Source organism: Sphingobium sp. FW305-3-2-15-F-TSA7 (assembly GCF_058787155.1).
In genome coordinates this window covers 111,852-125,661 of the sequence record NZ_JBYSZM010000009.1, presented here as the reverse complement: position 1 = coordinate 125,661, position 13,810 = coordinate 111,852, and the positions used below count along the sequence as shown (strand labels likewise).

The 13,810-nt window shown below is 65.0% G+C and carries 7 protein-coding genes; 3 read left to right on the top strand and 4 right to left on the bottom strand.

Going from position 1 to position 13,810, the window contains the following annotated elements:
- A complete protein-coding gene (locus AC3WN8_RS09185; protein ID WP_492669103.1) occupies positions 1-1,755 on the top strand; it encodes a flotillin family protein in 1,755 nt (584 codons plus the stop codon).
- A gap of 15 nt (positions 1,756-1,770) precedes the next feature.
- Here the strand turns inward: AC3WN8_RS09185 and AC3WN8_RS09180 are convergent, their stop codons facing one another.
- The 3 genes from AC3WN8_RS09180 to AC3WN8_RS09170 all read right to left on the bottom strand — a co-directional run bounded on the left by AC3WN8_RS09180 (position 1,771) and on the right by AC3WN8_RS09170 (position 9,534).
- A complete protein-coding gene (locus AC3WN8_RS09180) occupies positions 1,771-5,079 on the bottom strand; it encodes a M10 family metallopeptidase C-terminal domain-containing protein (protein WP_492669102.1) in 3,309 nt (1,102 codons plus the stop codon).
- 161 nt (positions 5,080-5,240) lie between these two features.
- On the bottom strand, positions 5,241-7,385 hold the full coding sequence (locus AC3WN8_RS09175; protein WP_492669101.1) for a prolyl oligopeptidase family serine peptidase: 2,145 nt from the start codon (positions 7,383-7,385) through the stop codon (positions 5,241-5,243).
- Positions 7,386-7,425: 40 nt separating this feature from the next.
- Complete coding sequence (locus tag AC3WN8_RS09170) at positions 7,426-9,534, bottom strand: TonB-dependent receptor (RefSeq protein WP_492669100.1); 2,109 nt, start codon at positions 9,532-9,534, stop codon at positions 7,426-7,428.
- Between the two features lie 172 nt (positions 9,535-9,706).
- On the opposite strand from AC3WN8_RS09170, the gene AC3WN8_RS09165 reads away from it, so the two are divergent.
- The gene (locus AC3WN8_RS09165; RefSeq protein ID WP_492669099.1) at positions 9,707-10,225 is read left to right on the top strand and encodes an RNA polymerase sigma factor; all 519 of its coding nucleotides are present in this window, start codon (positions 9,707-9,709) and stop codon (positions 10,223-10,225) included.
- On the top strand, positions 10,222-11,292 hold the full coding sequence (locus tag AC3WN8_RS09160) for a FecR family protein (RefSeq protein ID WP_492669098.1): 1,071 nt from the start codon (positions 10,222-10,224) through the stop codon (positions 11,290-11,292). The genes AC3WN8_RS09165 and AC3WN8_RS09160 overlap by 4 nt, the downstream gene beginning before the upstream one ends.
- A gap of 125 nt (positions 11,293-11,417) precedes the next feature.
- Here AC3WN8_RS09160 and AC3WN8_RS09155 read toward each other — a convergent pair whose 3' ends face one another.
- Positions 11,418-13,754, bottom strand: a complete 2,337-nt coding sequence (locus AC3WN8_RS09155) for a TonB-dependent receptor (protein ID WP_492669097.1) — start codon at positions 13,752-13,754, stop codon at positions 11,418-11,420.
- Positions 13,755-13,810: the final 56 nt, after the last annotated feature.

The window sequence follows — 13,810 nt, the reverse complement described above, 5'->3', positions numbered from 1 at the left end:
ATGAACGAGATCGTAGAAAGCGGCAGCAGCATGCTCCCCGTCCTCATCTATGCGGGCATCGGCCTGGTCGCGTTGATCACGCTCGGCATCATCGTCGCGCGACTCTACAAGCGCGCATCGAAGGAGATCGCCTTCGTCCGCACCGGTTTCGGCGGCGAGAAGGTGGTGATGAACGGCGGCGCGCTGGTGCTGCCCGTCTTCCACGAGACCATGCCGGTGAACATGAACACCGTGCGGCTCGCGGTCGAGCGCAAGAATGCCGACGCATTGATCACGCTCGACCGGCTGCGGATCGACGTGAAGGCCGAATTCTACGTCCGCGTGAAGCCCGATGCCGGCTCGATCGCGGTTGCGGCACAGACGCTGGGCCTGCGCACGATGAATCCCGAGGCGCTGAAGGAACTCGTCGAGGGCAAGTTCGTCGACGCGCTGCGCTCGGTCGCGGCGGGCATGACGATGAACCAGCTGCACGAACAGCGCAGCGATTTCGTCCAGAAGGTGCAGCAGGTCTCGTCCGCCGATCTCGCGATGAACGGCCTGGAACTCGAATCGGTCTCGCTCACCGGGCTCGACCAGACCTCGATCGAGCATTTCAACGCCAACAACGCCTTCGACGCCGAGGGTCTGACCAAGCTCACCGAGCAGATCGAGATGCGCAAGAAAGCGCGCAACGACATCGAGCAGGATACGCGCGTCCAGATCGAGACCAAGAATCTCGAAGCGCAGCGCCAGTCCTTCCTGATCGGCCGCGACACCGAGTTCGCCCGGCTTGAGCAGGAGCGCGAGGTCGAAATGCGCCGGGCCGAACAGATCTCGGTCGTCGCCAGCCAGCAGGCGGAACGGCAACGCGAAGCGGATCAGGCACGCATCTCCGCCAAGCAGATGACCGATTCGGCGCAGATCGAGGCCGATCGCGCGGTGCAGCAAGCCCGGATCGCGCAAGAGCAGTCGATCGAACTGGCGCGCCAGGAACAGCAGATCGCGGTGCAGAACAAGAGCCGCGAGGAAAGCCAGGCGCGTGCCGAAGCGGACAAGGCGCGCGCCGGCGCAGTCGCCGCGGAAGAACAGGTGGTGACGGCGCGCGAATCCGAAGTGGCGGAACGCACAAAGAAGATCGAGCTGATCGAAGCGTCGAAGGAGGCCGAACGCCAGGCGATTGGCGTCAAGGTCCAGGCCGAAGCGGAGAAACAGGCTGCGTCGGACCGCGCAGCGGCGGTGCGCGAGGCCGCGCATGGCGAGGCCGAAGCCGAAAAGCTGCGCGCCGAGGCCGCACGTGTCCGCTTCGAGGTCGAAGCCGCGGGCCAGCGCGCCGTCAACGAGGCCGCGAACCTGCTGTCATCGAACCAGATTTCGCTCCAGACCAAGCTGGCGCTGCTGAAAGTGCTGCCCGAAGTGGTGCGTGAAGCGGCAAAGCCGATGGAAGCGATCGACAGCATCAAGATCGTCCAGGTCGACGGGCTGACCGGACGGGGTGCCGGCGGCAGCGGTGGCGGCGCCAATGACGACGGATCGGGCGGTGATCGCAATCTCGCCAACAGTGCGGTCGCCGCGGCCTTGCGCTATCGTGCGCAGGCGCCGGTCATCGATGGGCTGATGAAGGAACTCGGCTTCGACGGCAGCTCGCTCGACAGCCTGGTGGCAAGCGCTGCCGCCGGCCACGATCCGGTCTCCGGCGAAGAGCCCGCCCGCAAGCTGCGCGGCCGGGCCAGGCCGATCAAATCCGAGGGAGACGAAGACGCTGCCGCCGCCGAATAGACGGTGAGCCGGCGATCAGGCGAACCCATCGGCGATCAGCGAGACTGGCGTCGATCCGATCGTCTGATCGCCGATTTTGACGGCCGCCATGGCGAAATCGTACAGGAGCGTCCGATCGCCATCGGCGAAGCGCAGCGTCGCACCGGCGGTGCCGATCGGAACGATCAGTTCGAGATCCTCCGACCGCAATATCGCGTAGCTGCCCGAAACACGTGCGGTGAAATCGGTCGCCGCCTCATGCACCACCACAGTATCGCCGCCCGCATTGAACGATGCGCCGAGTTGAACCCGGCCCCCCAGAACTTCCAATGTCTCATGGCCAAAGGTTCCGAAGACATCCACATTGCCTGAGACAGCAACGGACTCCCCTCTTCCCATCACCACGCGGCCGGACGTATCGGATGGTCCTCCTGTCGGAAGAGAGCCGGGCTCGGGGGCGGCAAGGAGCGCCGCGACCGCCGACCCGATCGACTGTCCGCCGATCCGGACCGCCTCGTCGGAAAAGACGAGCGTGCGCATTCCATCTTCGAACGACAACGTCGTCCCGACCTCGCCGACCGGAACGGCGATCTCGGTATCGCCGTCGGACAAAATCGCGAAGCTGCCGCTCAGCGATACGACATAGTCGGCAGCATCGCCCGCCAGACGTATGAGATCGCCGCCGGCGTTGAATGATGCATCCAGCACGACCGAGCCAGGGCGGTCGAGGATCGTTATGTCCTGAAAGCCCGTCCGTGTGCCGAAGATATTGCCGTTTGCGCTACTCCAGGCACCCTCGAAATCTTTTGGCGCCAACAGCCTGCTGGGATTTGCAACCGCGATGGTGCTGAAGTCATAGTCCGTCAGGCCGGCATGGTCGTTGCCGGACCGATCCTCGATCGCCCCTGCCGCGATCGTCAGCGAATAATGCGTGCCAAGGGCAAGTCGCTGTGTCGGATCGATCGTCAGTGTCGAACCGGTAACGACGATCCGACCGCTGGTCGCGACATCGAATGTCTCGACCACCGAACCGTCGCCGCGACGCAGGACGATGCTTCCCGTCCCGCGTGCGATCATCTCGTCGAAGGTCGCTACGATGTTCGCATTCGCCACAATCCCGGTCGCGTCATCGGCCGGTGACAATCCGGTCAGGACCGGCGCGGCGCGGTCCACCGCCGATGCGCGCAACTCCGCCATCGTCTTGACGACGCCCGCAAAATCGACGCTCTCCACATTGCTGAGACGGTCGGTGCCTTCATTCTTGGTCTCGACGATGCAGATATCGCCTTCGAAGCTGATCACGCAATTGGCGAATGCATCGGTGAACCCCACACTGTCCGTGCCGCCGCCGCCATCGATGCTGTCGTCGCCGCTCCAACCGACATGCCGGTCATCATCGTCCCCGCCATCCAGCCGGTCATTGCCGGGACCGCCCTCCAGCGTATCGTTTCCGACCTCACCCATGAAGTACTCGTCGCCGAACACGCCATAGAGGCGGTCATTGCCGCCGCCGCCCCGAACCGTGCTGTCACCCTCGATCGTGCCGCTGAAAAGGTCGTCGCCCTTCCCCATCTGGAGATCGAATGCCTCGATCGACGTGAAGTCGATCTGGGGGACTCCACCCAGCAGGATCCTGCCACTGGTCTGGTTGGTCTGGACGATCCAGGCCTGGTCGGACTGTCCGGCCCAATCGGCCAGCGTCAAAATATCGGAGCCGGCACCGCCATCGACGCTGCCCAGGCCGAGTCCGGGGTCAAGCCGGTCATCGCCATAGCCGCCCAGCAGCGTATCCCTGCCCTCACCGCCCAGCAGCGTGTCGTTGCCGAGCTCGCCAAGCAGCAGATCGTCACCGTCACCACCCGAGATGAAATCGGCGCCACCGGCATCGAACAGGCCGTCCGAACCGTCACCGCCATAAAGCGTGTCCGCGCCTGCGCCGCCCTCCAGCGAATCCGATCCCTCGCCGCCGACGATGAAATCGCCGCCATCGCTGCCCTGCACGCTGTCGGCACCCACCATGCCGAAGATCATGTCGGCGCCGGCCGTGCCGATGATCGGATTACCCCCATTGCCGTCGATCGTGGCCGCAACCGCGCCGGGCAGCAATTGATCGAGCGTGAAGCTTCCGTCGACCAGGATGGAGAGAATGCCGCTCGCGGTCGTCGCGTTCAGCCGTGTCGCCCCACCTTCCGCCGCGATCGAAAAGCTGGTCGCGCCGGTCAGTCGCAGGTCGATCGTGTCGACGCCGGGCGTGAAATCCACGATCCGGTCCGACGCGGACTGGGTCGAATCGCCGGGCGTGACGAACAGGAAAATGTCCGCGCCATTGCCGCCGCGCAACATGTCCGCGCCGCCGCCGCCGATGATGGTGTCGGCGCCGTCGCCGCCCTCGATGCTGTTGGCGACCTGATTGCCGGTGATCCGGTCATTGCCGCCGCCGCCGATCGCATTCTCGATCAAGACGCCGTTCGCGATCGAGAAGCCGCCGATGATGCCGGACGCCTGCGAGAAATAGCCGCCGCCGCCGGGGGCCACCTGCAGCGTGGCTGCGCGCAGATCGATCACGCTCGACGCGGTCCCCTGGTAGCGCACCGTGTCGGTGCCGCCCGCGTCCCAGATGCACCAGAAATAGGTACCGACGCCGTTGGACGACGGCAGATCGTAGATATTGTCGCCCGCTCCGGTCGCCATATTGGCGCCGTAGATCGCCTGCGCCGCGGCGATGTCGAACGCCATCGGTCCACCGATATAGCCCCAATCGACCGCGCCGGAGCTGCCGAAAAGCTCGCGATGATTGTCGACATAGGACATCACGCTGAATGCATTGCCGTTGAGATCGAACGATCCGCGCTGCTGGTCGCCCGAGGCTCCGGGGAAATAGGCGTCTCCGAAGCCGCCATTATGGGTATGATCCAGGCCCAGCCCATGGCCGAGTTCATGGAGGAAGATGAGAAAATACTCGCCGCCGACGACGTTCTCGCCTGGGTCGCTGTTGGGCAGCAGATCGTAACCGCCGCCGTAAATCCCGACGATCGAGCTGGGGAAATAGTGGAAGGCGGTCCCGAACGAGCCCGGCGCGACGATCCGTTCCACCCAATTGGCTTCAGACGCAGAGGACACTTCGGTGAAGTCGAGATCGATCACGCTCGCCCAGGCCGCCACGGCCGCCCGCAATCCGTCGCCGGCGCCGTGCAGATTCCAGTCGCTCAGGCCGTCGTGGTCGTGATCGCTAGGCTCGATGAAATAGGTCACGGGGCTGGCATTGCTGTAACGCTTGCCGATCGCGAGCGCGCGAATGAACGGATTGTCGGTCGTCGGCGTGAAACTTTCCGCGGTCGTACTCATGAAGACCCATCCCCCGGTCTCGAACCTCCCGGTCGGTCTAGCGAGGACGCAAAACATCGACAACAGCTGCGCAGAGGCGTGTGTGTATTGTCACGTCCTGGCGATTGAATTGAGGAAGACGCCCGGCCGACCATCGACGGTCGACCGGGCGCGATCGATTGTCAGCGCAGCTTGTCGATCAGGAAAGTCATGCGGTCCGCCATCAGTTCGGGCCGGCTGAGCGGATCGCTGACGCCATGGCCGCCTTCCTGATCCTCCAGATAATAGACCTCCGATCCGGCATCGATCAGGCGCGCCGCCATCTTGCGGGCATGGCCCGGGCCGACACGATTGTCCGATGTGGCGACGGTGAGCATGAACGGCGGATAGGATTTGCCCGCCTGCACATTCTGGAAAGGCGAGTAACGCTTGATCGCCGCGGCCATCACCGGATCGCCCGGATCACCATATTCGTTGGTCCAGGCGGCGCCCATGCCCATCAATGGCATGCGGATCAGGTCGGTCAGCGGCACGTCGCTGACGATCGCGCCGTAAAGGTCCGGGCGCTGCGTGCCCATGGTCGCGGCGAGCAGCCCTCCATTGGACTGGCCGAACACGCCGAGATGCCTGGGCTTGGTGAAGCCTTCGCCGATCAGCGCCTCACTGACCGCGGCGAAATCGTCATAGCTGTTCTGGCGCTTCTCGCGGATCGCGGCCAGATGCCATGCCTCGCCCCGGTCGCCGCCGCCGCGGATCAGCGGCAGCACCAGCGCGCCGCCGCGCGTGAGCCAGGGCACCAGCGAACGCCCGCCGACGATCGCATCGAGATAGCCGGGCGTGAAAGAGATCGCGAAGGCGCCATAGCCGGTCATCAGCGTCGGCGTTTCGCCCGGCCGCGCCGGCGATTTCGGGCGCAGCAGATAATAATCGATCTCGGTGCCGTCCTTCGACCGCGCGGTCTTCAGGTCAACGGTGAAGCGGCTGACGTCGAACACCGGCTTTTCGGCGAAGAGTTCGGTCGATCGCCCCCCGGCGCCGGACAGGTCCAGCCGGGTGGGCAGCAGATAGCCGGTCCGCTGCAACACCGCATCGTCGCCTGCGGGATCGGCCACCGCGACGCTGATGCTGGTGCCCACCGGTTCCGCCGCACCGCGCGCCACCGTCCATTTGCCGTTGGCGAAGGTCGCGGTGTCGAGCCGCTTCACGCCGCGGCTGTCCATCGCCATGCGAACGGTTGTCCGTCCGGCGGCGAGGCCGCTGAACCCGGACAGGAAGTCGCGCCCATTGGGAAGCGCCACGACGCTGAAACGCTTGTCCGCCGGCGTCACACGCCGAACGTCATAGGCGACGACGGTTTCGGCGGGCAGCGCCCTGCCGCCGACCTTCGCGTCCTCGGCCAGCTGGGTAACGATCCAGTCTCCCCCCGTCGCGAACGCCATCATGCTGCGCCGTTGCGGGATAGCGGTCGTCTCCACCGAACCGTCCTTGCGGACGATCAGCGTCTCCAGGTTCGAATAGTCGATCGCCCGGCTGATAACTCCGACGCGCTCGTCGCCGATGCCGGCGGTCGTCAGCGTCATGATCGCGTCGTTTGGCTGCGCGCGATAGACGACCCTGGCGGATTCGAGCGGCGTGCCCCGCGTCCAGAGCGATATGGTGGTCGGCCAGCCGGTCGCCAGCTTGGGCGCATCGCCCAGCGCATGTTCGATCAGCAGGTGATCGCGATCCATCCAGGCCGCCTGGGCGCGGCTGGCGGGCACGCGGAAACCGTTCGCCACGAAGCGGCCCTCCTTCAGGTCGAACTCGCGCAGTTCGACATCGTCCGCGCCGGCCGGCGACAGCGCGAAGATGCAGCGCGTGTAATCGGGGGCCAGGCAGGCATCGGCGAACGAATAGGTGTGGAATTCATAGGGCTTGCCGTCCGCCTTGCGGAGCGCGTCGACGTCGAGCAGGTCGCGCCAGGCGCCGATCCTGCCGGCGGCGTCCTTGCTCGCGATCGAGAGCACGCCATGGGGATTGGCGACCGAGCGCCGGAACCGGAGGATCTGATTGCCCAGCGGATGGAATTGCGGGGGCGGATCACCGGCCGTCAGCAATGTCCGCAACTCGGCCTCGATCGCGGCACGATCGGGCAGCGTCCCAATCTTCGCCTGCGCCGCCTTGCTTTGTTCGGCCGCCCAGGACAGCGCCTTGGCGCTCTGCGGCTCTTCCAGCCACTGATAGCGTTCGTCCTGCGCATGGGCGACACCGCCCGATGCCAATAGCGTCGCTGCCATCATGCCCAGCGCCTTGCCGGTCCGCACCTGCGGGAAAACATCCTTCTTCATCATCTCACTCCATATTCTATCTACTTGGTGACGATCTCGATCAGCGCGCCGGGCCGCCGAAGCGGAAGCTCGCTTCGATCCCGATGGTGCGCGGGCGAAAGCGAAAGGCGGTGATGTCGTTGTCGCCCGGCGCGATCGGCTGGACGCTGCGATAACTGGTCGCGCCGCTTTCGTTGGTCAGATTGTCGGCGAACAGCGCCACGCTAAGCTGGTCGAAATCCACCCCGATGCGTGCGTCGATCCGATCGGTGGCATCGCCGGGCAGATAGCCGGGAAAGGAGTTGAAGCGCCGCGGGCTGGCATGCTGCCAGCCGATGCGCGCGGTGCCCAGCACGCCGTCCGCGATCTCGGTCCGGTAATCGGCCGACGCATTGGCGGTGAACTTGGACACATCGTCGACCGCGGCGCCGTCGACGATCCCCGTGCCTGCCACCGCGCCCGAATAGGTCGCGTCAACATAACCACCACTGGCCGAAAGCGTGAGCCCCTTGGCCGGCCGCAGGATGACGCTCAGCTCGGCGCCCTTGGTGTGGGTGCCGTTCGAATTGATCAGCCCGTTGAAGCCGGTGGTCGCGATCGGGATGCGGACGGTCACGTCCTTCCAGTTGCTGTAATAGACCGCGCCCTCGATCGTCAGCATGCGATCGAACAGGTCGGCCTTGCCGCCCAGTTCGTACGACCAGATCGAATCCTGCGCGAGCGCGGGCGGCAGATCGATGCCGAATTGCTGGCCCAGCGCGACCGAGACGGTGGGCTGGAGTTGGCCGGCGCGGAAACCCTTGGCGGCGCTGGCATAGATGGTCGTGTTGGGCTGGGGGTGCCAGGCGATGCTGAAGCGCGGATTGACGCTTTTGTACGTGTCGCCCTCATCGGGGGTCACGACCCCGGCATTGACTTCGTACCCGCCGAGATCCTCTTCATAATAGCGGAGCCCCGCGGTGATATCGATCGGCGCGCCGCCAAGCGTATAGGTCGCTTCACCGAACACGGCCTTGGCCTTGCTGCGCGTGAAATCGATGTTGTCGATGCCGAACAGCGCGAATTCGACGCCGTCGCTGCGCTCCGCCTCGCGCAGATAGCCGCCGACCGTCCATTGCAGCGGGCCGTCGCCGGTCGACGCCAGCCGCAGTTCGTGCGCGTCGACATCGATGTCGATGGTCGCGGTGAGCGTGCCGCCGAGCAGCGGACCGCTTTGCGGCAGCGCATATTTGCTGTGCGAATAGCCGTAGAACAGCTCTACTCCGCCGAAATCATAACGCGCCGCGCCGTTGTAGAGCCGATATCTGGACTTGCTGGTCAGCACCGAGGAACGCGACTGCTGCCCATCGTCGGTCGCGGTGGAGCCGCCCTGCGGAAAGCTGCTGTTGAACATCCAGTAACTGCCGGTGATCGACAGGCGATCGGTCGGATCGAAACGCACCTTGGCCCGGAAGGTATCGAAATTCTGGTCGTTCAGGTTGCGCGTGCCAGCCACGCGATTGTCGATCCAGCCATTGAAACGTTCATGCGTGCCCGCGACGCGGACCGCGAGCACGCCGGGGATGATCGGCGCGTTGAATGCCCCCTTGATCCCGCCATTGGTGGCGCCGCCATGCGTGTCCGAAACGAAGCCCGATGCCTTGGCTTCCCAATTGTCGAGGTCCGCGCCCTTGGTCAGGATGCGGATGGTCCCGCCCATCGATCCTTCGCCGAACAATGTGCCCTGCGGACCGCGCAGCACTTCGATCCGGTCGAGATCCCAGGCACGCACATCGGGGTTCAGCGGAACGGTGACGCCGGTGAAGGGCAGGTCGTCGAGATAATAGCCATTCTCGTTCGCGCCGAGCGAGGTGGAGATGCCGCGGATCGTGATGCGGGACAGGCCGTTGCCCTGATCATAGACGCCGACGCCCGGCGCCTCTTGAAGAAAATCGCTCAGATTGCGCGCGCCGCGCTGTTCCAGCGCCTCGCCGGAAACCACGTTCAGTGCGATCGGCACGTCGATCGCGCGCTCCTCTCGCTTGCGCGCGGTCACGACGATATCGTCGCCATCCGGCGCATCGGCTGCCGGTTTCCTGTCCCCGGCGCTTTGCGCCATGGCGGGAGTGATCGTCGCCGCGCCGCCGAGCAGGCCGATCATGATCGCGTGCCGCAGGTTGAATTTGGCCATGTGGTGTCCCCTTCTCTCTTGTTATGTTCAGAAGGACGCGCCAGCCGCGGGGACAGATAGGACGATGTCCGAATTATTTCGGCGGACACGGAAAATTCGCGCGCGCCGCTATCCCTCAGCGGATCTGGCGCGTCATGCTAGATAGGGCTCACCAGATGGTGGCGACGGCGAAATGACGGCGGTGGCACAGGAACAGCAGCAATCGATCGAGAACGATCTCTGCCGACGGTGGCGGCCGGCGCTGGTCTCGTTCTTCCTGCGGCGCATCCGTCATGAGGCCGAGGCGGAGGATCTGGCGCAAGAGGTGCTGTTGCGCGCGCTCAACAGCAAGACAGCGATCGACCAGCTCGATGGCTATATCTTTCGCATCGCGCAGAATCTGCTCGTCGATCGCGCGCGCCGGCAACAGGTGCGCGACAGCCATGCCAATGCCATATTGTCCGAAACCGATGCGGATCTGTATGAACTCGATCCCGAACGTATCACCCAGGGCCGCGAGCAGGTATCGAAGCTGATCGCGATCCTCGGCGAGCTGCCCGAACGATCCCGCACCATGTTCATCCTCTACCGGCTGGAGAACATGTCGCAGGACGATATCGGGCAGATCTATGGCATCAGCGCCAATGCGGTGAAGCAACATGTGGCGAAGGTGATGGGGATCCTCGTCAAGACAATGCGGGAAAAGACGTGAAGCTTGTCCATGATGATGGCGAGGTCGATCGCGACCAGCAGGCAGCCCTGTGGTGCATGCGGCTGTCCGAAGGTCCGCTGTCCGACGCCGAACGCGCCGAGCTGACCGCCTGGATCGAGACGCCGGCCAATGCGGAGGCCTTTCATGACCAGGCCAATCTGTGGGGCGTGACCGAGGCCGCAGCCACCGCCCCCGAAATGGTCCGCATGCGCGGCGAGGCACTGGACAGCTATCGCCGCGGCCATGCCGATCGCTGGCGTGGCGGCGTCCGCGCGCAACCACGCTGGGTGCTGGCGGGGCTCGCCGCCGCGGCCAGCGTCGTGGTCGCGATCGGCGCGACGACGCTGATCCGTTCGACCGACCTGCCGTTCGGCGGTTCGACCGGCGATCGGGTGGCGTCGGCCACGCCACAGGCTGTCGATTATCGCACCGGCACTGCCGAGCGCAGTGTCGCGGTGCTCGAAGACGGTTCGCGCCTGACGCTGGACGCGGACAGCGCGGTCAGCGTGCGCATCACCGATGCGCGCCGCGACGTGACCATGCTGCAGGGCCGCGCCGGCTTCGAAGTGGCGAAGAACGGCCGCCCCTTCGCCGTCACGGTGGGCGACAAGACCGTGGTCGCCACGGGCACGCGGTTCAGTGTCGAATTGCTAGGCAAGTCGACCAATGTCGCGCTCTACGAAGGCTCGGTCGACGTGCTCGGCCGCCGGGTGGGCAGCACACGCAAGATCACCGCGATGAAGCCGGGCTCCGCCCTGACGCTTCCCGCGTTCGGGGACGTGGAAGGCACGCCGCAAATCTATGCGGCGCACACGCCGGTCTGGGAGGCGGGCCAGCTCGAATTCGTCGACGAGCCGCTGCCCGCCGTAGTCGCCCGTTTCAATCGCTACGCGGCACGCCCGCTGGTGATCGGGGCCGGTGTGCCGGCGGACATCCGGATCACCGGTGTCTTCGAAGCGAACGACATATCCGCCTTCGCACAGGGGGTGGCGGCATTACACGGCCTGACTGTCAGCCAGCAGGACCGTCAGACATTGCTCTCGGTGGGGTCCGGCCCCGCGCGCTGAGCCTGCAGCAAGGCCGGGATAGAGCATTTTGAAGTCAGGTGGAATCACATAACGACTCTCAAGATTTTGAAAATAAACAATAAATAAAGCAAGATGTACTTCAACCTAAGCGCATCTCGCTCTGGTCACGAACCGCCGAAGCGGAAGCTCGCCTCGATGCCGATGGTGCGTGGCCGCAGGCGGTATGACGAGATGTCGTCGCCGCCGGGCGCGATCGGCTGGACGCTGCGATAGCTGGTCGCGCCATTCTCGCCGGTCAGATTGTCGGCGAACAGCGCCACGCTGAGCTGATCGAAATCCACCCCGATGCGCGCGTCGATCCGGTCGATCGTGTCGCCAGGCAGATAGCCCGGGAACGCGACGAAGCTGCGCGGGCTGCTATGCTGCCAGCCGATACGTGCCACGCCGAACACGCCATCGGCGATCCGTGCACCATAGTCGATCGACGCATTGGCGGTGAATCGGGCCACATCATCGACGATCGCACCCTTGACGATCGCGGTTCCGGCCACCGCATCCGAATAGGCGGCGTCGACATAGCTGGCATTGGCGGAAAGCGTGAGCCCCCTTGTCGGCCGCAGGATGACGCTCAGCTCGGCGCCCCTGGTGTGCGTCCCGTTCGAATTGATCAGCCCGTTGAAGCCGGTGGTCGCGATCGGGACACGGACGGTGACGTTCTTCCAATTGCTGTAATAGACCGCGCCCTCGATCGTCAGCCGCCGATCGAGCAGATCGGCCTTGCCGCCCAGCTCATAGGTCCAGATCGAATCCTGGCCGAGCGCGGGCGGCAGATCGATGCCGAACTGCCGGCCCAGCGCGACCGAGACAGTGGGCTGGAGCTGGCCGGCGCGGAAACCCTTGGCGGCGCTGGCATAGAGAGTGGTGTCGGGCTGCGGATGCCAGGCGATGCTGACGCGCGGGTTGACGCTCCGATAGGTATCGCCCTGGTCGTTGGAGACGGTGCCGGAATTGACTTCGAAGCCGCCCAGACTTTCCTCATAATAGCGCAGGCCCGCAGTGATATCGATCGGCGCGGCCGGCAGCGTATAGGTCGCTTCGCCGAACACCGCCTTCGCCTTGCTGCGGGTGGAATCGACATTGTCCACACCGAACAATGCGAAATCGACGGTGTCGCTGCGATCGGCGTCGCGCAGATAGCCGCCGACCGTCCATTGCAGCGGGCCGGCGGCGGTGGACGCCAGGCGCAGTTCATGTGCATCGACCTTGATGGCGATCGTGGCCAGGATCGTGCCGCCGAGCAGCGGGCCGTCTTGCGGCAGCCTGTAATTGCTGTGCGAATAGCCGTAGAACAGCTCGGCCCCGCCGAAATCATAGCGCACCGCGCCGTTGTGCAGCCGGTGTCTGGGGGCGGTCCTCAACGTGGACGAGCGTGATTGCTGCCCATCATCGGCTCCGAAGGCGCCCCCGGCGGGGAAGTGCCCGTCATAGAACCAGTAGCTGCCGGTGATCGAGAGCCGCGTGGTGGGATCGAAGCGCAGCTTGGCCCGGAAGGTATCGAAGCGCTGGTCGTTCAGGTTGCGCATGCCGGCGGCATCATTGTCCAGCCAGCCGTCGAAACGCTCATGCGTACCCGCGAAACGGACCGCCAATACGCCCGGAATGATCGGCGCATTGACCGCGCCCTTGATCCCGCCATTGGTGCCACCGCCGCGCGTGCCGGAGACGAAGCCCGTCGCCTTGGCTTCCCAGCTGTCGAGATCCGCGCCCTTGGTCAGGATGCGTACGGTGCCGCCCATCGATCCCTCACCGAACAACGTGCCCTGCGGACCACGCAATATCTCGATCCGGTCCAGATCCCAGGCGCGCACATCGGGGCTGATCGGCACGGTCACGCCGGTGAAGGGCAGATCATCGAGATAATAGCCATTCTCATTGGCGCCGAGCGAAGTGGAGATCCCGCGGATCATGACCTTGGATGTGCCGTTGCCCTGATCGTAGACGCCGACGCCCGGCGCTTCCTGCAGGACATCGGCAACGCTGCGGGTGCCCCTGCGCTCCAATGCCTTGCCGGCGATGCTGGTCAGCGCAACCGGAATGTCGATGGGCCGCTCGGCGCGCTTGCGTGCGGTCACGATGATATCGTCGTCGCGCTCCGAGACGCCGGATCGCAAGGCCGAAAGAGCGGCCGATGCGGCGATCACGTAGATGCCGCCGGCCTGACGACGCGCGGCCATGCCGGTTCCCTCGAGCAGCATGGCAAGCCCCTCACCGGGGCAGGCGGTCGCGTCGAACGGCGGCGCCCTCAGCCGGGCGACATCGCTTTCATTGAAGATGATCTGGATGCCGGCGGCGCGGGCATAGTCGCGCAGAACCTTCGAAAGCGACCCTCCGGAGCTGGTGAAATGAACGCAACGTTCGCGCGCATGCCCGGTCGCAGGAAATGCCATCGACGCGATGACGATGGCCGCCGCGTGGCAGGCGCTCTGCTTGAGCCGTGCCAATGCTCCCCCTTGACGGATTTCTCGTGGATTTTTCCATTATTCGACGCCGATGCTAT

Excerpts from the sequence above, each read along its gene's own strand:
- AC3WN8_RS09185 (WP_492669103.1), top strand. The coding sequence starts at position 1 with ATGAACGAGATCGTAGAAAGCGGCAGCAGCATGCTCCCCGTCCTCATC.
- AC3WN8_RS09180 (WP_492669102.1), bottom strand. The coding sequence starts at position 5,079 with ATGAGTACGACCGCGGAAAGTTTCACGCCGACGACCGACAATCCGTTC.
- AC3WN8_RS09175 (WP_492669101.1), bottom strand. The coding sequence starts at position 7,385 with ATGAAGAAGGATGTTTTCCCGCAGGTGCGGACCGGCAAGGCGCTGGGC.
- AC3WN8_RS09170 (WP_492669100.1), bottom strand. The coding sequence starts at position 9,534 with ATGGCCAAATTCAACCTGCGGCACGCGATCATGATCGGCCTGCTCGGC.
- AC3WN8_RS09165 (WP_492669099.1), top strand. The coding sequence starts at position 9,707 with ATGACGGCGGTGGCACAGGAACAGCAGCAATCGATCGAGAACGATCTC.